Genomic DNA, 23370 nt, shown 5'->3' on the forward strand with positions numbered 1-23370 from the left:
TAATTTATGAACAAGAAAAATTGGCTACTCGTTTTATTAGCTTTTGTATTTACAGTTACAACTTTCTCTTCTTGTAAAAAAAGTGACGACGATGATTCTGATAAATCAGACGAATGGTTTGAAAAAGCTGCATTTAAAGGGCCACAAACTTCATCTGCTGCAAGCTTTTTGATAAACAATATAGCATATGTTTCAACAGGTTTGGCAAGTAATGCTGGAGGTAAACCTTTCCGTGTTCAAGATACTTATGCATACGATGCTGCATCCAACACGTGGGCAGAGAAAGCTCCTTTTACTGGTGTAGCGAGAAACGGTGCTATCGGTTTTTCAATCGGTAATATCGGTTATATAGGTGGTGGAAATGATGGAACCAACAACTTAAAAGATTTCTACAAATTTGACCCTGCGGCTGATGGTGGAAAAGGTGCATGGTCTCCTATTGCTCCCCTACCGATCCCTTTGTCCAATGCTGTTGCTTTTACATTGAACGGAGCAGCCTATGTGGGCACAGGTGAAACTGTCGTGAACGGTGGAACTACTAACACAAATGAATTCTATAAATACGACCCTACAGCAGACACATGGCAGGCGATCAGTGATGCACCTTTTTCTGCAAAAAGAAAATCTGCTTTCTCTTTTGTTGTAAGTAATGTAGCTTATGTGGGTGGCGGTATTTCAAATGGTTCTTATCCAAAAGATTTCTACAAATTTGATGGCAGCAAATGGACTAAATTGAATGACTTAAATAGAGCTGACAACACATACACTTATGATTTAACGCGTTCTAGCGCTGCAGCTTTTGCCATCAATGGCACACCATTTGTCGTGGGTGGATACAAAAACGCAGTGATCAACAGTGTCTGGAAATACAATATCGGTGGCGATTATTGGACAAATGACAATGGAAACTTTGCGGGTTCTGCACGTCAGGATGCTATTGGTTTCGCAGTAGGTAACAACGGCTATGTAACTACTGGTCTGAACGGGTCAACTCGTTTTGACGATACTTGGGTGTTTACTCCGATTTATTAATATTAATCATAAAATCTAAAAAAGGGATGAAACTTATTGTTTCATCCCTTTTTTTGTGATTTATTTTATATTTTCTGGTTGTTCTCCGAATGCTACCGGGCGAGTTTCAGGAGCGAAGGAATATTTTATATCATATAACCTATCTTAACCTTCACATAAGCCAAGCAGGAAGTATAGATAGGGTACATCCCAAGATAAACCATGTCTTGGTTCCGAGATCACATATATGTAAATAAAAGCCACATCCGGGGACGTGGCTTTTATTTACATATATTTTGTCCTCATAGGCTATTTTTCAATGGCTTTAATTTCGTATAATGTATTCCATAGCTTACCTGTTACGAACAAGCGTTTATTGGCATGGTCATAAGCGATACCGTTGAGTTCATTATCATAGGCCGCAGTATGCTCATAGATACCGACCAGGTTAATACGCCCCTCTACTGCACCTGTCTCCGGATTGATGATTACAATGACATCTTTCTGGTATACATTTGCATAAACTTTTCCGTCAATATATTCCAATTCATTCAGTTCATCCACCGGTCCATTCTCGTCATATACACCAATAGCGTTCAACTCCTTACCCGTAACTGCATCTAAAAAGAATAATTTGTTTGATCCGTCCGATTTGATCAGGTGCTTTCCATCATAAGTAATTCCCCAGCCCTCTTTACTATTTTCGTATTTGAACGAGCTTTCTTTTGTAAATGAGTTTTTATCAAACACGTATCCTTCTCCCTGCTGCCAGGTCAACATAAACAACTTATTGCCTACTAATGTCATTCCTTCAGCAAAGGTTTTTTCATCGAATTTGATTTCCTTCAGTACTTTTCCTGTTGTCAGATCTACCTTTCTAAGGTTCGACTCCCCGTACCGTCCATTTGATTCATATAATACCCCATCGGCAAATTGAAGCCCCTGAGTAAATGCGGTGGTATCATGCGGATATTTGTTGACAATTTGGAATCCGTAGTTCTTAGCACTCGCCGGAACCACGTAGAAGGTACTCGAAACGGAATCAGACTTGCCACCACTGTAGACTGTTGCAGAAATATTCCGCGTGCCGTAGGCCATGTCTTTAGTCTCAACGGTAATGGCCACCGTGTCAGTTGAAGATCCCACATGTTTGTCGTCTACAAAATAAGCTACAGAGTCCATGGAAATAGCGTCAAATTTCAATTTTAATTGCACTTGACTACCTTTCAATACGGCTTGGTTCGCACCCGGAGATGCAAATTCCAGCGCAGATTTTTTCGACTTACAGGAAGCAAAAGCAAGTGCTGCAATCGCAATAAAATACGTGATTTTTTTCATCTATATAATTTATTTTTTAGCACCGATGAAAAGATCATATCTTCATAAAACAGTATGTTTAAAAAAATCATGATCGTTTCATCTTTATGATTTAAAAAGTCCGATTCGAATCCCGATAAACCGAGAGCTTATAGGGCGAGGGCATACTATGATCAACTATCCCAAAAAGCATCTTTTATATAAGTAAGTTCCGAATGCGTACCATTTGTCAAAGCCACGACATCAAACCTCACTTCACCTACATACGCATATTTCAAGATATAGGCCTGAGCAGCACGAATCAGTCGTCGTTGTTTGCGGGTATCCACAAATTCGTAAGGTTCACCAAAATCTGTCCCAGACCTAGTTTTCACCTCCACGAATACCAGCGTATCCCCATCCATGACGATCAAATCTACCTCTAAATTCTTAAATCGCCAATTTCTTAACACTATTTTATAGCCCATCTTGATCAGATATTCCATGGCCAATTGTTCGCCCCATATTCCTATCTCATGATGTTTTGCCATATCATCGGGATTACTTTACGATGGTGTTGCCCAAAAATCCTCCCAAAAGGCGCTCTGCTTCTTTGAGCTTTTGGTACTTAAAGATAAGTACTTCCAAATTAGCGATATCCTGTTCTTGCTTCATTTCTTCGCGAATATGATGCATTTCGGCTCCGATTTTTTGCTTTTTTATCCGGTAAATGCCTTCAACCACCAATTTTTTAAGATGTTCATACTCCTGGCTTACATAGATTTTTCGTTTATCGTCATTCCAGTTTTCGCTGAGCGAATATTTTGTTGCGACGCAATTGATTGCCAGTTCGGAAACAGCGGCATCAGGATTGGAATAAAATAATTTCGCATCTGGGATTTCATAGTTTTCAGCTGCATCCCGATAAGCTTTTAGAATAAATGCAGCGGCCTTATCTTTAAACTCGATATCGCCGATGTTCCCTAATAGGACGCCAGCAACCGGAATGTCGCCATCCCCTTCCCAGGTCGCCAGATAGTCACCGTAGTTGATCAGGATGCGGACGATTTCACGTTCCTGCAAAATCTCAGCTGTCAGCTGCGTAGGCTCCGTTATGGCCTCCATAGCCGGCACTCCCCCACGTTCATCGTCCGTCATAAAGAAATCGGGTGGCGGCCCGTCCATTCCGAAGGGAGGCACTCCCATATTCGCTGGGCTACTCTGTGCTTTGCGGCTGGCATCTTTGTCCGCTTTCTTTGCCTTATTTAGCCTTATTTTATTCAGCTCAGCGAGCAAAATACGTTCCTCAATATCCAACAAACTGCTACATTCCCGAATAAAAACCGAGACTTTAATCTCATCCGGAATCAAAGCAATGCTCTCCACCACATCACGTATGACTTCAGCCCTCTTTATCGGATCGTTGTTGGCGTCACGAAGCAAAATACTTGTCTTATAGAAGATAAAATCCTGCTGGTGGGATTTCACATAGTCTTTAAAGGCTGTAGCCCCAAACTTTTGTACATAAGAATCTGGGTCATTTCCGTCCGGAAAGAGTAACACCTTCACATTCAGGCCTTCTTCCAATAACATATCAGTGCCACGCAGGGAGGCCTTTATACCAGCTTCGTCGCCATCATAAAGTATGGTCACATTTTTCGTAAACCTAGAGATCAATTTGATCTGTCCCGTCGTCAGGGAAGTTCCCGAAGAAGAAACTACATTTTCAACACCTGCCTGGTGTACAGATAGGACATCCGCATAACCTTCAACAAGGTAGCAGTTGTCCTCCTCCATGATTGCCTTTTTGGCAAAATTCAAGCCATAGAGCACATCTGACTTGTGATAGATTTCGCTTTCGGGTGAGTTCACATATTTGGCGACCTTCTTATCCGTTTTTAGCGTACGTCCACCAAACCCAATAATACGTCCGGTCAAGTTATGGATCGGGAACATGACACGCCCCCTGAAGCGATCGTAGAGCGATTTATCGTCACGTTCAATAGCAAGTCCACTCGCTGCGAGATAATCCGGATGGAAGCCGGCCTCCTGTGCTTTATCAACCAGTGCGGTCCATTCTTCCGGCGAATAGCCGAGTTCGAATTTTTTGATGATATCCTCACGGTACCCCCGTTCTTTGAAATAGTTGAGTCCGATGACCTGCCCCATTTCGCTTTTCCAGAGTTGCTCCACGAAAAATTTACCTGCCCAAGCACTCAGGACATAGAGACTTTCGCGCTTATCCTGTGCTGCTAACTGCGCCGGGGAACGCTCAACTTCTTCGATCTCAATGGAATATTTATCCGCCAGATACCGGATTGCTTCGGGATAGGAAAACTTCTCCAGTTCCATAACAAACTTGAGTGAATCGCCCCCGACACCGCAACCGAAACATTTGTAGATACCTTTTGAAACAGAAACGTGAAACGAAGGTGTCTTTTCGTGGTGAAACGGACAGTTTCCGATCAGGGAAGTCCCTCGTTTCTTTAAATCAACGAAGTCACCCACCACTTCCTCTATCCGTGCCGTTTCCAGTACTTTCTCAATAACCTCTTGTTTTATCAAAACCCTGCTCCTATTTTTAATGTAAAATTAGTATAAATCTGCTAGATTTCAGTCCCGATCCAATTATTTATGCCCCCGATTGCTGTGTATTCAAACTCTGAAAAAGATGTTTTTCGTGTAGTCTACCTAAATCCCGCCCCGACGATCTTGGGGGCGGATGGGACGAAGGCTCCATTCGTAGACTGTATATCCGATAAATTTGCTTTTATGTGTTGCCATGAAATATTGGCTTTTATCGACAAAAAACAATTTCGAATCTTTACATTTGTTGTTCAATTTATAGCTGATTAAGATAATCAAAATGAGTAAAACTATCAAGAAAATATGCTGTATAGGAGCCGGTTATGTAGGTGGGCCAACGATGTCGGTCGTTGCCAGACAATGTCCTCATATTGAGATCACCATTGTTGATATGAATGCCGAGCGTATCGCTGCCTGGAATGATGAAAACCTGGAAAACCTTCCCGTTTATGAACCCGGGCTCCAAGAAATCGTTGCCGAAGCAAGAGGTCGCAATCTGTTTTTCTCAACCGATATCAACAAGGCTATTGATGAGGCTGATATGATTTTTATTTCGGTCAATACCCCGACCAAGAATTACGGAAAAGGAAAGGGAATGGCTGCGGATTTAAAATATATCGAGTTATGCGCGCGTCAGATCGCAGCTGTCGCCAAAGACGACAAGATTGTCGTCGAAAAATCCACTCTTCCGGTACGTACGGCTGCTGCCTTGAAAAGTATCCTTGACAATACCGGTAACGGTGTGAATTTTCATATTTTATCAAATCCTGAATTCCTCGCCGAAGGAACGGCAATACAGGATTTGATCAATCCGGATCGTGTGCTGATTGGCGGTGAAAATGAAGAAGCAATTGCAGCATTAGTGAATATTTATGCGCATTGGGTAGATCACAGCAGAATCTTGACCACTAATTTATGGTCTTCTGAGCTCTCTAAATTGACCGCCAATGCTTTTCTGGCACAACGGGTCTCTTCAATTAACTCGATCTCTGCTCTTTGTGAGAAAACGGGCGCCAATGTTGATGAAGTATCCAAAGCTATTGGTATGGATACACGTATCGGCTCTAAATTCTTAAAAGCATCGGTTGGCTTCGGAGGTTCGTGTTTTCAGAAAGACATCCTTAACCTCGTCTATATCGCACGTAGTTATGGGCTTACGGAAGTTGCCGAATACTGGGATCAGGTTATTTTAATGAATGATTATCAAAAGCAACGTTTTGCTGACAATATCATCCAGACGCTGTACAATACGGTATCGGGAAAAAAGATTGCTTTTTTGGGCTGGGCATTTAAGAAAGATACCAATGATACCCGTGAATCAGCAGCAATCTATGTGGCCGACTATCTCTTAAATGAGCAAGCCGAAATTACGGTATACGACCCTAAAGTATCCGCAGAACGTATCTACGCTGACCTGGACTATCTAAACACCCGCTCACCGGAAGAAAACAGGGCGCTGGTCAAAGTAGTCAACACACCTTATGAAGCCTGTGGCAATGCACATGCCATAGCGGTATTAACCGAATGGGATGAATTCAAAAGCTATGACTGGAAAAAGATCAAGGATGAAATGAAGAAACCGGCTTTTATATTTGACGGGCGGAAACTATTGAACCGGAAGCAACTTGAAGATCTCGATTTTAAATACTACGCGATTGGGGAATAACATATTCTACGATAAAGAAGAACCCTCAGTTGCTATCTATATATTCATACGGATATCACTGAGGGTTTTGTTTGTGCCTGTTAGCAACGCATAAGGAAAGAGAGATGAAACACAAGCGAAGCAACAGGACTTTTTATCTTAATTGTTTAACATGCCATAAACTTCATTCATGTAATACGATTCCTGCAAAGCATCCCTAAAATTTTGCCATTGTTCTTCATCAAAGGAGAAAACGATATCAGGATAGGGTGTCTTCATGATCAAGCGAAACTCCCCATCCGGGAATGTACTGAAGAATAGTTCATCACCATTACTCTTAATAATGTTCAGAAAGTCGAAAAACTTGTTCTGCGTAAATGTCAGTACAAAACTTTGCTGCCAGATATAATATGTTCTGCACTTATGGCAAACACTAATGTGGGTATCTCCGCGTTGACTTAGGATCTTGGTATCACACATACTATACATATTTATTTAGACTCATTATAAATAATATTCAAATGTAAGCATTGTTTTTAGAATAACAAGTATTTAAACAAAAAAAGGAGATATATTTTTTTATATCTCCTTTTTTTGTTTCATGTGGGATTAATTCAATCCTCTTTTCTTCAATAAATATTTCGGATCCGGATCTGCTCCTCTAAAGATGCGGTACATTTTTGCGGGATCATCTGTTCCTCCTTTTTCAAGGATATTCTTACGGAATGAATCCGCGGTCGCTTTATCGTACAGCGATTTCTCCTTAAAGGCTGCAAAAGCGTCTGAATCCAATACTTCTGACCAGATATACGCATAGTAACCTGCTGAATAACCTCCAGCAAAGATATGCTGAAAATAAGTGCTTCTATAACGTGGTATAATTGCTTCTATAATACCAATTTTCTTCATTGCCGATTTCTCAAATCCATTGACATCTTTCGAAATTTCTTTGGTTGTGGCATGATAGTCCATATCGAGCAATGCTGCCGAAAGATATTCCACTGTCGCGAAGCCTTGATCAAAGGTGCCTGCTTTTTCCATTTTCTGAATCAAGGAGTCCGGCATGGCCTCTTTGGTCTTAAAATGTTTTGCATAGGTTTTTAACACTTCTGGATCTGCGGCCCAATTTTCCATGACCTGTGAAGGTAATTCCACAAAGTCGCGTGGCACGGAGGTACCCGCCATAGATCTGTACCGAACATTGGAAAGCAGGCCATGTAAGGCATGTCCAAATTCGTGGAATAACGTAGTCGCCTCATCAAAAGTCAGTAAGGCAGGATCTTTTCCGACAGGTTTTGTGAAATTACATACGATCGAAATTACCGGTGCAACACGTTTACCATCTTTTGTGGACTGATCGCGGTAAGATGTCATCCATGCGCCACCACGTTTCGATTCACGCGGAAAGAAATCCGCATACAAAAGTCCCAGATGTGAACCATCTTTGTCTTTCACTTCGTACACCTCGACTTCCTTATGGTAAGTGGGTACGTTATTTAAGGCAACGAATGTCAGACCATATAATTTGTTTGCTACAGCAAAAGCGCCTTCACGTACCGCTGGCAGGCTCAAGTAGGGTTTTATTTCATCTTCATCCAATGCAAAGCGTTTTTTGCGGATAATCTCCGTATAATACCTCCAATCGTAGGGAGCAACCGTAAAAGTACCGCCCTCAGCTTTGATTTCTTTTGCGATATCAGCTTCTTCACCCTTGGCTTTTGCCAAAGCAGGTGTCCATAACTTATTCAATAAAGCATAGACATTTTCAGGTGTCTTAGCCATGGATTCTTCTAGGACGTAGGCCGCATGCGATTTATAGCCCAATAGTTTCGCCTTTTGAAGACGTAGATTAACAATTTTCTGAATGATTGCTTTGTTATCATTCGTGTTCTCGTGGTTACCCCGCATCTGATATGCTTCCCAGATCTGTTTTCTCAAATCACGGTTTTTAGCATACTGCAGGAAAGGCATAATCGAAGGATTCTGTAAGGTAAATACCCATTTGTCCTTCTTGCCTTTACTAACGGCTTCTTCAGCAGCAGCTGTTTTCAAGGATTCAGGCAAACCTTCCAATTGGCTGGCTGAATCTACCACAAGCTGGTAGACATTGGTTTCAGCCAAAAGGTTCTGGCCAAACTGTGTCGTCAATGTCGAAAGTTCGGCATTGATCTTTTTCATTTTTTCTTTATCAGCATCCTTCAGATTGGCACCGGAACGTACAAAGCTTTTATAGGTCTCTTCCAAAAGCTTGTTGTCCTGCGAATCTAAACCAAGCGTATTACGGCTATTCCAAACGGTCTTGATTTTATCAAATAACTTGGAATTCATCGAAATCTCATCGGAATGACTGGACAATATTGGCGCCAGATCTTTCGCAATAGCCTGAATACTATCGTTGGTATTTGCGCTATTTAAATTATGAAATACAGTGGATACGTTGTTTAACAAGCTTCCTGCATTTTCAAGGGCTACTATCGTATTTTGGAACGTAGGCTTATCGGAGTTATTGACAATGGTGTCAATCTCCAGATTATGTGCTTTTATTGCCTCTTCAAAGGCAGGTCTGAAATGTTCGGTTTTGATCTTGTCAAATGGTGGAACATTAAAGGGCGTCTCATAGGCTAATAAAAGAGGATTATCTGTCATCATTTTTTTTTCCTCACAACCAACAAATGCAGTTGCCACTATCATTAAAAATGGCAAAAGTTGTCTTTTCTTCATATCGTCTGATTATTCCTGATTTTTTTTCAAAGATAATAAAATTAGGCAAATACAGGAGCCCGACCTCTTTGCATCCTAAGTGAGCAAAAAACCGTCATCCTATTGTAAAACAAAAACTTATTCGCAATTCTTGTTAAAAATATTCTGTCAATTTGGATAAAAATATATTAATGAACGCTATTAACCGTTTCTTTTGGGGGTGTGCAGGTGTACATCAAGAAACTCTTGAAAAGTATCCCGAGGAGCATAGTAAGTACACAGCCATAGGTGCTACTATCTTTTTTACTGGATTATTTGCCAGTCTTTCTGGTGGATATGCGATGTATTTTGTATTCAGCGGAGGAACGTTGGACTGGTTTCTGGCCATCGTATTTGGCATCATTTGGGGATTGGCGATATTCAATATGGATCGATATATCGTATTGAGTATTAATAAATCCAAAAGTGGCTGGATGCAACTCCTACAGGCGCTGCCCCGTATTCTGCTGGCTATTTTAATCGGTTTAGTCATTTCCCGACCTTTGGAGCTAAAAATTTTCGACAAAGAGATCCGCGAGAATTTACGTGTACGTTACCTTGCTGACCAACGCGCAAAGATCGACACCCTCAATAATACATTCAACAAAAAATACAGCAATGAGGTCAATCAATTAAAGGCAATAAGTGTAGAACGTGATTCACTTGAATCTAGTATCAAGACCGACCGCACCAAATTAAATTATGAAATCTATGGTAATAAAACCACGGAGACATCGGGTGTGATGGGTTATGGTCCCTATGCTAAAATGAAGGAAGAAGATCTTAAAAAGAAAGAAGCTTATCTGGACACGCTGCGTAATAAAATAGCAGCACAACAAAATGCTATCCGTCAAAAGCAAAAATTTGAAGGGATACTGGATCAAAAGGTTCTGTCAAATGCCTCGCTGGACAGCGCCGTGAACGTTGCTGGTTTCGCCGATCGCAATTCGGCGCTGGGCAATCTGCACTATGATGCCAATGGAAAGGTCAATGAATCCAATGCAAATGCGGTATTCTTTATCGCCCTGCTCTTTGTGTTTCTGGAATGTCTTCCTGTCATTGTCAAACTATTGGCCGGACGCGATCCTTACGACAATGAAATTCAGAATCTAAGAACCTTACATGATTACGAATCGGATACCAATCTCGTTGTGGAGAAAGAGGCTGTTGATCGTCTAAAGGATACTTATGTGGATGTTTCCATCAATAAACGCATGAAAGAACTGTAGGGAGGTATTAGTATTGAGTAGTGAGTAGTGAGTATTGAGACTTTGGTGGGTCAAGCCTTCGGCTTATGTCATATAGGTAAGTTTGCTTTATCTTTTAGTATTGAGATATTAGTATTTAGTATTGAGACTTTAGTGAGCTCAAGCCTTCGGCTTACGACCTTAGATTGAGGATTGAAGTTGTTATGCCTGCAGAACCTGCCGGACAGGTAGGGCCTCATTATTCGTCCTCGTCCAGAAATTTAGCGTCGATCTGTTTATTTGCTTTTGCTCCCAATCGTTTCAGCTTCTCCACTTTTCCGATAACATTTCCGGCACCAGTGGACAGCTTTTTGGTCGCATCCTCATGGCTTTTCAGCGCGCGTTCCAGCTGATTTTGAACCTGCTCCATATCCGTCAGGAAGCTCACAAATTTATCGTACAAACTGCCTGCTTCTTTGGCGATTTCAATCACATTGCGTGTCTGGCGCTCTTGTTTCCAGATACTGGCGATCGTACGCAATGTCGCTAGCAGCGTGGATGGGCTGACGATAACGACCTTGCGGTCCCAGGCATCGCTGAATAAATCTGGTTTTTCTGCGACAGACATACTCAATGCAGATTCGATCGGCATAAACAACAAGACAAATTCGGGCGACTCTATCCCATACAACTCATGATAGTTTTTGGCGGAAAGTTCCTTCACGTGATTTTCGACGGACTGTACATGTTGTTTCGCGAAAATTGCACGGTCTTCATCAGTCTCCGCATTTACCCAACGCTCATAAGCGATCAAGGAGACTTTAGAATCCACAATAAGATGTTTATCTTCCGGGAGATCAATAATTGCATCGGGCTGCATTCTCCGCCCTTCGGCATCCATCAGGGAAACCTGAAGCCTAAATTCACGGTCTTTCATCAGTCCCGAACGTTCCAGGACCCTTTCTAAAATCACTTCCCCCCAATTACCCTGCTTTTTGGTATCTCCTTTTAAGGCCTTGGTTAAACTATTGGCTTCATCTTTAATCTTGAGACTCTGTTCGACCAATTGCAATACAACGCCCTTCAAGGAATTGCGCTCAGCCGCTTCCTGATTATAATTTTTATCTACCTTCTCTTCAAACAGCTTGATTTTTTCCTTTAAGGGATCCAGGATCAGACCGAGTGAACGATGATTTGTTTCGGTAAATTTCTGGGTCTTCTCTTCCAATATTTTATTGGCGATCACTTGAAATTCATTGTTAAACTGTCTTTTTATTTCAGCGATTTCATTCTTTTGTTCCTGGAATTTATCCAATTGGGCCTCATAGAAGGAACGTGTACTTTCCAACGAGCGCTCAGCGACCAATACACTCTCGCGCTCTTTATCCAATTCGTTCCTTAGCATTAAACGTTCTTCGAGCAGACTTTGCTCCCGTTGCTGTGAACGCGCCAGTTCTATTTTCAATGTTTCCATCTCCTTATTCGGACCGATATCCAAACCAGGCGCGGTATTTTTTTTTAATACCAATATGATCAAAATGACTAGCAACAAGACAATGCCTGCAAAGAAAAATATTTCCATGAATTTATATTTTACGAGAATAGCAGCTTGGCTTTCGTACCGTGTAACTGCTATTGAAATTTTTGATTTACGTTAAGTTTCCGCGGAAGTATAGATGGATCGTTTCGTACGATCGTACCCCTTTTGACCGATGCATGTATGTTCTTTTCGGGAACTCTGCAATCACTCCAGTGTCACTGGCTTTTGGACAGCTCATGGATAGTTATTTCATGAGGAGTGATCCGCCATTTATTGTTGCCTATTGCAGCTTTTGATGGGTCTTCCACCATAGATCAGGCATTTCGCCAGAAACTGCAAGCTGATAATCTTCATAACGGCATGGCACCAGATAATACCTTTCATTGACTGATTTTGATCCAAAGTAAGGTACCTGTATCCACCAGCGGTCAGATTTTTTGCTTTTCACAAAAACCAATTCATGTTCTTCATTTTCGAGTGTTGTACGATAGATAATATAGGAGGATTTTGGGTACAACGGTGTATCTTGTTTACGGTTATAATAACCATCAATAAAACACCAGACCATCTGCGACACCAACATGGCTGTCTGTTCCATCGGGTCAAATGTGGGGTTCAGTTCATAGAAACCGATAGAAGTACATTTGTCGGACATACCGGCATAGCGTGCCAGCTGACAGGCTTCGTCGCCGTACAGCCCATTTGGAATTGCATTGGCATTGCCCGGCGCCTCCGAAGCACGGATGGCCCCGATGTCAAAGCTTATCATATCGGCCGCCCGGATAAGGGGTTCGGACTGATCCATCCTACCCGCGATCATGCCCACACGGGTTGCATTGAAAAACAATTTGTCGTACATATTGATGGATTCTTTACTGACAAGGTAGGTCTGGTAAGCAATGGAATTCAGGTTAAACAAATAATCGGGCTGATGTAGAATAATGTGATTGACATAAGACCTCGAATTGAGGCTGACATTTTCTGCTTCTTCCTGATTGAGATCAAAACGTGCATCCACAATAGCAAGCTCAATCTTTCGTTCCAAATTCTGGTATCCCAAGTATTGTGCATAAGTCAAATCCTGTCCGCCACCAATAATAATCGGAAGGATATTAGCTTTCACCAATTCTTCTACCACAGATTTCAGTGCGACATAGGTATCTTGAATGGTATTCCCCGCTTTTATATTGCCTAGATCTACTATATTCATTTTATAATCGCCCTGATACAGCGTATAAAGATGTTTGCGTACCGCATCGGGAGCTTTGTCGGTCCCGTTATTATTGATGGATGCCCGATCTTCCTGTACACCGACAATTGCCAACTGGGGCTTATCACTTTCCTCCCAGGCCGGAAAATCGGTCTCATAGGCCCGGATCACATTCCCTAACTGGGAGTTCAGGAAACCATGCTCAGGAGAAATACTTGTAATTGAAATCGGACTAAAAAACACGGACAATGACGACATAAGCTATAGTTTGTTTAAGACACCTCATTTTTTGGGATGCAACTCACACAAATATCCATTTATTAACTAACTTTTGAAAACATTATTTTTAACAGTATCTTTATCAAGTGATATTAATAACTGGAGGAACAGGTTTTTTAGGGTCTACGCTAATCAAACAATTGATAGACCGCGGAATTGACGTCATTGCCATCAAAAGAGCTCAATCGACTATTCCGGCAGCCCTGCTGTCCTCTTCATTGATTCAATGGATTGATGCAGATATCAACAATTATTTTGAGCTCGAAGATGCGCTGGAAGGAGTGACAAAAGTATATCATTGCGCGGCGCTGGTTTCCTATCAGAAGAAAGACACCAAATCACTTTTTAAAGTCAATGTAGAAGGGACAGCTCATATTGTCAATCTATGTTTAGAAAAGGGCATTCGCCTGCTTCATGTCAGTTCAATCGCGGCTTTGGGCACAAATAAGGACAATCTGCCAGTTTCGGAGAAAGACCATTGGGAACACACTTCGACGACCTCTAATTATTCGCTTTCCAAATATCAGGCAGAAATGGAAGTTTGGCGCGGTATTACCGAGGGGCTGGATGCTGTTATTGTTAATCCATCTGTCATATTGGGCGCAGCGGCCAAAGATAAGGGATCGGGAGCATTGTTCTCAATGATCAATAAAGGATTGAAGTTTTATCCAAAGGGGAGTGTTGGGATAGTTGACGTAGAGGATGTCGCAACAATCATGATCCAATTAATGGAAAAAAGCGATATTACTGCTGAACGTTATATCATCAATCACCTCAACATCCTCAATAAAGATTTGCTCAGTGTAGCCAGTGTCCTAATGAACAAGCCTGAGCCCACGATTGAAGTTTCCGAAACACTTCTTCAGATCGCGTCCACTGTCTCTGGTATGTTATCTGTCTTCAAGAAATCGGGTTCTTCGCTGACCAAAGAAACGGCCGCGGCATCAAGTGCTAAATTACAATACTCCAATGCAAAGGTCCAGTCACTCCTGAACCACAACTATCGCCCATTGGAACAAACATTAAAAGAAATTGCAAATTTGTACAACAAACAGTAAAACAACATAAATAGTAAACAACCAAACCCTGAACCCATCATGAGTGTATCAAATTATCTGATAAAAAAAATATAGCCTGCATGTTTATGATTGATTCATTTGCTAAACAGTATTCCAGTGAAACAATCACAAACCTCCATTGCTTTATTAAGAAATGATTGGTTGTCCATGATAGCTTCATCGTCATTAAAAACAAGTTACGATAAAACCGTCATGAGTTTAACCAAGTCACAACTCAATAGTGATACGTACCGCACATGATAGCTTCATCACCATTAAAAAACAAGTTATTAAGATGAAAAATTATTACATCATTGATTTTGATAGTACATTTACGCAAGTAGAAGCGCTCGATGAGCTCGCCCGGATCTCACTTGAAGATCATCCTGACCGCGAAGCGATCTATCAAGAAATCGAACGATATACCAATCTTGCCATGGAAGGTAAACTTTCCTTCCGCGAAGCACTTGCCGGCCGGGTAAAATTATTGAATGCCAACAGAAGCCACTTGGACAAACTCGTATCTCACCTCAAGAAAAAGGTATCAACATCCTTCTCACGCAACCGGGAGTTTTTCAGAAAACATTCAGATACGGCTTGGATCGTTTCCGGAGGTTTTAAGGAGTTTATCACCCCCGTTGTGACGCCCTATCATATCAAAACCGAGAATATCTATGCAAATACGTTCAGATTTGATGCGGAGGATAATATTATCGGGTTTGACGAAGAAAATCCTTTGTCCAACGAAGGTGGAAAAGTACAATTACTTAAACAACTCAATATCGAGGGACGGCTTTTTGGCATTGGCGATGGTTATTCGGATTTCCAGCTAAAAGAGTCCGGATTGATTGAAAAATTCTTTGCCTTTACAGAGAATATCCAGCGCAAAAGTGTCACTGAAAAAGCAGACTTCATTACACCCAGCTTTGATGAATTCTTGTACGTGAATGATTTACCACGTGCGATCTCTTACCCTAAAAATCGGATTCTGTGCCTCATTGTCGGCGACGTTCCTGAGATTGCAGCCCATATTTTAAAAAGAGATGGTTTCTCGGTCCGTACAAAAGAGACCTTCGAAGAAAAATATGTGAAGGATGTTGGGATGCTTTTGTTGGGCAACAATATCGACATTACCGATGAACAGCTGCAACAGGCAGATAAGCTAAAAACGATCGGTTATCTGGGCGATATCAAGGGGCATATCAATAAGGATATCTGTAATGCCAAAGGAATTGTCGTCTTTGATGATAAAAAAAGCAAGAAGAAAAATTCGGAATTTATCCCACGTCGCATGGCCGAATTTATCAACAACGGCGATACGTATTTAAGCCGTAATTTCCCGAATTTGGTCTTACCAAGACCAAAACAGGTGACGAGATTGCTCCATATCCATAAAAACGTTCCGGGTATTATGGCCCAAATCAATAATGTATATGCACAGAATGATATCAATATCGTTGCACAGTTCCTGATGACCAAAAGTGATATCGGTTACGCTGTTACTGATATACAAGGTGAGTATGATAAAGATCTATTGAAGCAATTGAAACAGATTGAAAATACGATCAAGTTTAGAATATTGTATTAGATCAATTGGTTCGGGATATCTACGCCATGCTGTGACTCAATTTAATAAGACAATAAAGGAGCAAGGATGACGGACAGTTCGCTGAACAATCAGGCGTCTTTTATCTTTGCTCCATATACAGAGCAGCTATTTACTCGTAGATGAAGAAACTATAAAAATAGAATATGCCTTTTTGGAGGGCATACAGAATAACTATGAGAAAATAGTCGTCTCGCCGGATGAAATCATTCTGCCACAAAACAAGGGAATCAAACATGTTCAAGCGTGGCTATTAATTAGATTTTTATACGACCCGTAATATTATAACATCATAACTTTAAATCATGTCGCTACACCAAGATGCAGAATTAAAGAAAGCAGTCCTTGAGTTACCGCAAAAGGAAAAAGACAAGTTACTTGTCCGCCTGATCAGCAAAGACAAAATGCTGATGAAACAATTGCACTTTCAATTGCTGGAAAATGAATATGATCTGGAGGAACGTATTGATAAATTGCGGAAGCAACTAGCTCAATTGTTTGACATCGGAACAAATCAGATTGCCAACACACCACATCACAGCAATTTTATTGCATTGAATAAGCTAGTCAAACAGGCCAGCGGTCTGGTGAACGAACACGAGAAAGTCACCAAAGACAAAACCAGTGAAGCTGAATTTCGTTTTTATATCCTACAACGGGTCATAGGCGACTATGAGCGACTATTCGATTCATCTTATCAATCGGCAGCCCATAAATTGCATAAATATATCACGGGCCGTATTAAACATGCTATCGGTAAATACGATAAACTTCATGAGGATTTTCAGTTCGATTATCGGGAAGATTTTCAAAACGCCCTACATGCTTTTGGCAATACAACATTAAAAAGCTATATTAGTGAGCAGCGAATTGAGCTCGACCTAAATTAGTCATGAGAAACAGCAAAAACCGTATTAAAATTGGATCCTATCGTATCACTGCCTACGAGCAGTATAAATTAATCTATCTGGCGATCCTTTTGATCTTATTGGTCTTTGCCTATACATTTCACTTAGTAAAATAGCTCATTGAGGAACCTCCACTGCTAATCTTTAGGGACTGGCGGCACACCCCATCTTTTCCTGGCAACGTTTTCGCCACAATCATGGCCTACTGCCTTTTTGCCTCCGCATGAAAAGTTCACTTCCGGACAAGTTTTTACCAAAAAATTTAGCACAACATACCACATACTTAAGAGGATTTAATTAAATTCGCAATTATTCGAAATTTTTGCTCGTGGGAATTCAAGAAATACTAGAAAAATACAGTCAAAGCGAATCAGTCCAATCGCTTACAAAGGCTATGCAGTCCAAAAATCCAAAGATTCAGCTGAAAGGTCTTATCGGTTCTTCGGATGCATTTATTGCCGTTTCCTCCTACAAATTGCAGGAGCGTCCAATGGTCTTTATTTTACCGACGCACGAAGATGCCTCCTACTTTTTAAGTGACCTGGAGAGCCTCCTGGACAAGCAGGTACTTTTTTTCCCTTCTTCTTACCGAAAATCTTTTGATTTCACACAGACGGATTCGGCAAATGTATTACAGCGTGCAGAAACATTAAGTTCGCTCAATCATACGTCGGAATTGCCAAAGATGGTGGTTACCTACCCCGAAGCGATTGCTGAGAAGGTAATCAATCGTACCGATCTGGAGAAAAACACACTGGAGATAACAGAAAACACAGCGCTAAGTATCGATTTTATCAACGAGTTTTTGATCGAGTACGATTTCGAACGTGTAGATTTTGTCTATGAACCGGGGCAATTTGCCATACGAGGTGGTATCGTAGATATTTTTTCTTTCTCGAACGACCTTCCCTACCGCATCGAATTCTTTGGCGATGACATCGAAAGCATTCGGACATTTGACATTGAATCTCAGCTTTCGGTCAATAAAATCCATAAGGTTACCATCGTTCCAAATGTTCAAGCCAAGTTTCTGACCTCGCAGCATATTTCTTTACTGGAATATATCGATCAGGGGGCTGCCATCTGGATCAAAGACGCCCAGTTTACACTTGATATTGTCAAGGATGGGTTGAAAAAAGCAAAACAACTCTGGGCCAGTCTGACTGATAAACAGAAAAAAGATAATCCGGAATGGCATAATCCCGAATATGAATTTACCGATGAGAAAAACCTCAATGCCTTATTTTTTGATTTCCCGATCATAGAATTTGGAAAACAGTTTTTCTATAAGGGGGAGTTCACGCTCAAGTTTGACATTCATCCACAACCTTCTTTTAATAAAGACTTTAATCTGCTGATCCATAACTTTAAGGAAAATGAAAGCCATCGAATCCAGAATCTGATCTTTTCGGATTCAACGAAACAGGTTGAACGGATCTATACGATACTGGAGGATCTTGACAAAGCGGCTACGTTTATCCCTATTCATAAAGCATTGCGTGAAGGCTTTAGGGATGACAGCCTGAAATTAGCCTGTTATACGGATCATCAGATATTTGACAGATACTACAAATACAAACGGAAAAAAGCTTACGAACGTTCGCAGGCAATTACACTGAAAGATTTACGTGATCTCAAACCTGGAGATTTTATTACACATATTGATCATGGTGTGGGCCGATATGGCGGTCTGGAAAAGGTGGATGTCAACGGCAAATCTCAGGAGATGATCCGGCTGATTTATGCGGACAATGACCTGCTGTATGTCAATATCAACTCATTAAACCGAATTTCAAAATATTCCGGCAAGGAGGGTACAGTTCCGAAGATGAACAAGCTCGGTACGGATGCCTGGGATAAATTAAAGAAAACGACCAAGAAAAAGGTTAAGGATATTGCCCGTGACCTGATTATGCTCTATGCAAAACGGAAGGCTCAGCATGGGAATGCCTTCTCTCCGGACAGCTATTTGCAGAATGAACTGGAGGCATCGTTTATCTATGAGGATACCCCAGATCAGGAAAAGGCTACCGCAGATGTGAAAAAAGATATGGAATCGCCACATCCAATGGACCGGTTGATCTGTGGTGATGTCGGATTTGGAAAGACAGAAGTTGCCATCCGGGCAGCATTTAAAGCCGTTGCGGACAGCAAACAAGTTGCTGTGTTAGTTCCAACAACCATCTTAGCATTACAGCATCATCGTACATTTACAGAGCGCCTAAAAGGACTTCCATGCAATATTGACTACATCAACCGTTTCAAAACGACTAAACAGATCAAGGACACTTTAGCGCGTCTGGCGGAGGGAAAAATAGATATCATCATCGGTACGCATCGCCTGGTGAGTAAGGATGTCAAGTTCAAGGATCTGGGTTTGATGATTATTGATGAGGAGCAGAAATTTGGTGTTGCCGCTAAAGAGAAGTTAAAGGCTATGCGCGCCAATGTGGACTCGTTGACCTTAACAGCGACTCCGATTCCAAGGACCTTGCATTTCTCCCTGATGGGAGCGCGCGATCTAAGCATTATCTCGACACCGCCTCCTAATCGTCAACCGGTACAGACCGAGCTTCATGTCTTTAATGAATCATTGATCGGCGAAGCAGTCAGTTATGAACTCGATCGGGGTGGACAGGTTTTCTTTATTCATAACCGCGTAGCTGACCTTCCTCAATTGGGCAATTTAATCCGCAAGCTCGTACCCGGGGCACGTGTTGGTGTGGCCCACGGTCAGCTGGAAGGGGATGAATTGGAAGATGTGATGCTCAAATTCATCAACCATGACTTTGACGTATTGATTGCGACGACGATTATTGAAGCGGGTCTGGATATTCCGAATGCCAATACGATTATCATCAATCACGCGCATATGTTCGGTTTGAGTGACCTTCACCAGATGCGGGGCCGTGTAGGCCGTTCGAATAAAAAAGCATTCTGTTACCTATTGAGTCCCCCATTATCGACATTGACACCGGAGGCATACAAACGACTTTCGGCGATAGAGGAATTTTCGGAATTAGGTTCGGGTTTTAATGTTGCCATGCGGGATCTGGATATCCGAGGTTCAGGAAATTTATTGGGTGGTGAGCAATCGGGCTTTATCGCTGAAATCGGGTTTGAGATGTACCACAAAATCTTGGACGAAGCCATTCAGGAGCTCAAAGATGATGAATTCTCGGAGGTATTTGCAGATGAGCAAGAGCGCAAATATGTTAATTTTACGCAAATAGATACAGATCTTGAAGTATTAATCCCTGATGAGTACGTAACGAATATCACCGAACGCTATAATCTCTATACGGAGCTTTCCAAACTTGACAATGAAAAGCAGCTGGCAGCATTTGAAAAAGAACTCGAAGATCGCTTTGGTCCGATTCCGCACGAAGTATTCGAACTATTCAATACTTTACGCCTGCAATGGTTTGGAAAAACAATTGGGTTTGAAAAGATATCCTATAAAAAGCATACCCTCAAAGGTTATTTTGTGAATAATCCAAAATCAAGCTATTTTGAATCGGATCAATTTGGTCGGGTCTTGTCTTTTGTGCAGTCCCACCCTGAAATCAGCAACCTCAAAGAAGTAAAAGGGCAACTTCGCCTTGCGCTAAGCAATGTAAATACAATAAGCTACGCGCTAAACCTACTCAAACAGATGTTATCTTAACAGTCTTGGCACTCAGCTGTAAATAAAATCTACTTATTATGTAGATTTTATTTATATTTGGGTATACAAGAAACCTTCCTATAGCAATCTGCGCCAAGTGCAATGAAAGGATATTGAAGGCTCTTATTGGCTCTCAGGAACAGACATATATGTTATGGATCTCTTGAAGCTAAAAAAGGACACTTATCAATAAAAATTAGCATGTCATCCAATACCGAAACGATACTCGTCCATGAAGGACAACACTTCAATTCTACCGCAGCTGTAACGGCTCCGATCTTCCAGACCTCAACCTATATTGCGGACAGTGATCCCGCGGAGTACATTAAGGCAGCGACCGAACCCAAACACCCTTACTTTTATCACCGTCATGGCAATCCAACCAATAGCCAAGTTGCGGCGATAGTCGCCAAACTGGAGAAAACAGAAGATGCACTTGTCTTTGCAACGGGTATGGCTGCGATCAGTAACGCCATATTAGCCATAGTGAGATCGGGTGACCATATCGTTGCACAACTTGCTCACTACTCCGGCACGGCCATTTTCTTTAAGGAATTTCTTGCTGACTATGGCATTACAGTCACCGCGGTTGATCAAACGGATACCGCAGCCTTTGCCCGGGCTATTCAGGCAAATACCAGGCTGATCTATATCGAAACTCCTTCCAATCCCAATTTAAATATTACGGATCTTAAAGCGGTAGGCGAGTTGGCTCGGCAACAAGGTATTTTGAGTATGGTTGACAATACTTTCGCTTCACCGATCAATCAGACGCCTCGGGATTTTGGGATTGATGTCATTGTGCATAGTGCCACAAAATATCTGGGCGGCCATAGCGATCTAACAGCCGGAATTGTCTGTGGGAGTAAAGATTATATCGCAAAAGTCTGGAAACGATCCGTGGCGCTGGGTGCATCGCTGGCACCGATGGACTCCTGGCTGTTGCTCCGTGGACTGAAAACATTGAGCTTGCGTATCAAGCAGATCAATGCGAATGCCCTGCAACTGGCTGAGTTTTTGGATCAGCATCCGAAGATCAAGAGCGTAAGTTATCCGGGGCTTCCCAACCACCCCCAGCACCAGCTGGCAGCCCGTCAGATGCGCGGCTTTTCAGGAATGATGTGTATTGAAGTTGATGGACAGGAGGAAGAGCAGACCTTTAAAAATGCACAATCTTTAATTAACAACCTGAACATCTTTATCAATGCCGCCAGTCTAGGTGGTGTCGAATCACTGATTGTACACCCGGCAAGCATGTGGGGCGGGCACCATACCAAAGCGCAAAAAGAAATCTCGGGAATCACAATGGGTATGTTGCGGATCTCTGTTGGTATTGAAAATATAGCAGATTTAATTGAGGATCTAGAGCAAGCGTTGGCGAAACTTGGTTAAATTCGGAAGCCACCCGCCTTAATCCAATAAAATAAAAGAGAGCGGACAGTTGCTGTAAACTGTCCGCTCTCTTCAGCTTTTTGTATTTATTAGCTTAAAGTACACGCGTACCATTGGCAATTTTCACCTGAATGACTGAAAGTTCTTTATCAAATTTTTGTTGATATTCTTTCTCCAATCTTGGTAAAATTGATGCAACCGCACCCTCTTTAACAATATTGATCGTGCAGCCACCAAAACCACCGCCCATCATCCTGGCGCCGATCACTTGGGGAAATTGCTTGACATAATCAACCAGGTAATCCAGTTCAGGACAACTGACCTCATATACTTTGCTCAAGCCTTCATGGCTCTGGAAGATATACTGTCCTAGCTGAGCAATATCTCCTGAACGCAATGCTTCGCAAGAGTTCTCTACACGTTCATTCTCACGGACAACAAAACTTGCCTTGGCGTAGATATCAGCATCTTTATCTTTTACCAGTTCATCCAGCATGTCCACCGTTACATCACGTAGGTTTTTAACCTCCGGATATTTCTCCCGCACCCATGCCGACGCCTGCTCACATTGCTCACGGCGCTTATTGTACGCTGTAGAAGCCAAAGAGTGTTTCACGTTGGTATTCAAAAGAACCACTTCATAACCTTTGAGGTCAAGCGGCACGTATTCAAATCCCAAGGAGCGACAATCCAGCTTAATGACATTTCTTTCCTTACCAAAGGCCGAAGCAAACTGATCCATGATACCGCACATCACGCCGGCATAGGTATGCTCAGCCTTTTGTGCGATCTGCGGAATATCGATCTGCTTGACATCCAAACCGAACAGCTCACTAAGCGCTAAGGTAACCGCACATTCCACCGCAGCCGAAGAGGATAATCCGGCGCCCAATGGCACATCACCATCAATATAAAGATTAAATCCGCCCAATACAGCGCCTCTTTTCTGGTATTGGTCCACTACACCAAGGATATAGTTGGGCCAATGTTTTTCTGAAATAGCGATATCTTTTAATTTGACTTCATGGCTTTCTCCGTAGTCTTCGGCATACAATACGATATTATCGTCCGCACGCTTGCTGACAGCAACATAGATCGCCTTGTCAATAGCCGCAGGCAGGACAAATCCATCATTGTAATCCGTATGTTCGCCGATGATATTGATCCGGCCCGGGGATGATACCACAATAGGATCTCCCTGATATAAGCTTTTAAATTTATTTACTAGAGTTTCTTTCGTGATCAT

The 23370-nt window shown here is 41.9% G+C and carries 17 protein-coding genes; 9 read left to right on the forward strand and 8 right to left on the reverse strand.

Going from position 1 to position 23370, the window contains the following annotated elements; translation table 11 throughout:
* Positions 1–6 precede the first annotated feature (6 nt).
* The gene (locus ABTV71_RS27035; protein ID WP_121120929.1) at positions 7–1032 is read left to right on the forward strand and encodes a Kelch repeat-containing protein; all 1026 of its coding nucleotides are present in this window, start codon (positions 7–9) and stop codon (positions 1030–1032) included.
* A 288-nt stretch (positions 1033–1320) separates the two neighbouring features.
* Here ABTV71_RS27035 and ABTV71_RS27040 read toward each other — a convergent pair whose 3' ends face one another.
* From ABTV71_RS27040 to dnaG, 3 genes are all read right to left on the reverse strand, one after another.
* A complete protein-coding gene (locus ABTV71_RS27040) occupies positions 1321–2349 on the reverse strand; it encodes a glutaminyl-peptide cyclotransferase (protein WP_433901695.1) in 1029 nt (342 codons plus the stop codon).
* A 152-nt stretch (positions 2350–2501) separates the two neighbouring features.
* The gene (locus ABTV71_RS27045; protein ID WP_433901696.1) at positions 2502–2858 is read right to left on the reverse strand and encodes a YraN family protein; all 357 of its coding nucleotides are present in this window, start codon (positions 2856–2858) and stop codon (positions 2502–2504) included.
* Between the two features lie 10 nt (positions 2859–2868).
* Positions 2869–4872 (reverse strand): DNA primase, encoded by a 2004-nt coding sequence (gene dnaG, locus ABTV71_RS27050; RefSeq protein WP_433901697.1) that lies wholly within the window; start codon positions 4870–4872, stop codon positions 2869–2871.
* A 301-nt stretch (positions 4873–5173) separates the two neighbouring features.
* Here dnaG and ABTV71_RS27055 point away from each other — a divergent pair, with 301 nt between their 5' ends.
* Positions 5174–6559, forward strand: a complete 1386-nt coding sequence (locus ABTV71_RS27055) for a nucleotide sugar dehydrogenase (RefSeq protein WP_433901698.1) — start codon at positions 5174–5176, stop codon at positions 6557–6559.
* Positions 6560–6697: 138 nt separating this feature from the next.
* On the opposite strand, the gene ABTV71_RS27060 is transcribed toward ABTV71_RS27055, so the two are convergent.
* Complete coding sequence (locus tag ABTV71_RS27060) at positions 6698–7018, reverse strand: hypothetical protein (protein WP_104383616.1); 321 nt, start codon at positions 7016–7018, stop codon at positions 6698–6700.
* A 129-nt stretch (positions 7019–7147) separates the two neighbouring features.
* Positions 7148–9259, reverse strand: coding sequence for a M3 family metallopeptidase (locus tag ABTV71_RS27065; protein ID WP_433901699.1), 2112 nt, complete (start codon positions 9257–9259; stop codon positions 7148–7150).
* A 170-nt stretch (positions 9260–9429) separates the two neighbouring features.
* On the opposite strand from ABTV71_RS27065, the gene ABTV71_RS27070 reads away from it, so the two are divergent.
* Positions 9430–10506 carry a DUF4407 domain-containing protein gene (locus ABTV71_RS27070; RefSeq protein ID WP_121120941.1) on the forward strand — a complete coding sequence of 359 codons (1077 nt, stop codon included), beginning with the start codon at positions 9430–9432 and terminating at the stop codon, positions 10504–10506.
* A gap of 217 nt (positions 10507–10723) precedes the next feature.
* On the opposite strand, the gene rmuC is transcribed toward ABTV71_RS27070, so the two are convergent.
* Together rmuC and ABTV71_RS27080 are read right to left on the reverse strand one after the other, a co-directional pair.
* Positions 10724–12046, reverse strand: a complete 1323-nt coding sequence (rmuC, locus tag ABTV71_RS27075; RefSeq protein WP_108634693.1) for a DNA recombination protein RmuC — start codon at positions 12044–12046, stop codon at positions 10724–10726.
* A 238-nt stretch (positions 12047–12284) separates the two neighbouring features.
* On the reverse strand, positions 12285–13472 hold the full coding sequence (locus ABTV71_RS27080; RefSeq protein ID WP_433901700.1) for a formimidoylglutamase: 1188 nt from the start codon (positions 13470–13472) through the stop codon (positions 12285–12287).
* Positions 13473–13579: 107 nt separating this feature from the next.
* Here ABTV71_RS27080 and ABTV71_RS27085 point away from each other — a divergent pair, with 107 nt between their 5' ends.
* From ABTV71_RS27085 to ABTV71_RS27110, 6 genes are all read left to right on the forward strand, one after another.
* Positions 13580–14551 carry an NAD-dependent epimerase/dehydratase family protein gene (locus tag ABTV71_RS27085; protein WP_121120945.1) on the forward strand — a complete coding sequence of 324 codons (972 nt, stop codon included), beginning with the start codon at positions 13580–13582 and terminating at the stop codon, positions 14549–14551.
* Between the two features lie 295 nt (positions 14552–14846).
* On the forward strand, positions 14847–16139 hold the full coding sequence (locus ABTV71_RS27090; RefSeq protein WP_433901701.1) for an HAD-IB family phosphatase: 1293 nt from the start codon (positions 14847–14849) through the stop codon (positions 16137–16139).
* A gap of 323 nt (positions 16140–16462) precedes the next feature.
* Positions 16463–17047: a hypothetical protein gene (locus ABTV71_RS27095; RefSeq protein WP_121120949.1), complete on the forward strand. Its 585-nt coding sequence runs from the start codon at positions 16463–16465 to the stop codon at positions 17045–17047.
* Positions 17048–17049: 2 nt separating this feature from the next.
* The gene (locus tag ABTV71_RS27100; protein WP_262707616.1) at positions 17050–17181 is read left to right on the forward strand and encodes a hypothetical protein; all 132 of its coding nucleotides are present in this window, start codon (positions 17050–17052) and stop codon (positions 17179–17181) included.
* Between the two features lie 212 nt (positions 17182–17393).
* Positions 17394–20732: a transcription-repair coupling factor gene (mfd, locus tag ABTV71_RS27105; RefSeq protein ID WP_121120951.1), complete on the forward strand. Its 3339-nt coding sequence runs from the start codon at positions 17394–17396 to the stop codon at positions 20730–20732.
* 201 nt (positions 20733–20933) lie between these two features.
* A complete protein-coding gene (locus tag ABTV71_RS27110) occupies positions 20934–22124 on the forward strand; it encodes a trans-sulfuration enzyme family protein (protein WP_433901702.1) in 1191 nt (396 codons plus the stop codon).
* A gap of 94 nt (positions 22125–22218) precedes the next feature.
* On the opposite strand, the gene galK is transcribed toward ABTV71_RS27110, so the two are convergent.
* Positions 22219–23370 (reverse strand): galactokinase, encoded by a 1152-nt coding sequence (galK, locus tag ABTV71_RS27115; protein WP_433901703.1) that lies wholly within the window; start codon positions 23368–23370, stop codon positions 22219–22221.

It is taken from the genome of Sphingobacterium puteale, from assembly GCF_050986225.1.
Classification (GTDB): domain Bacteria; phylum Bacteroidota; class Bacteroidia; order Sphingobacteriales; family Sphingobacteriaceae; genus Sphingobacterium; species Sphingobacterium puteale.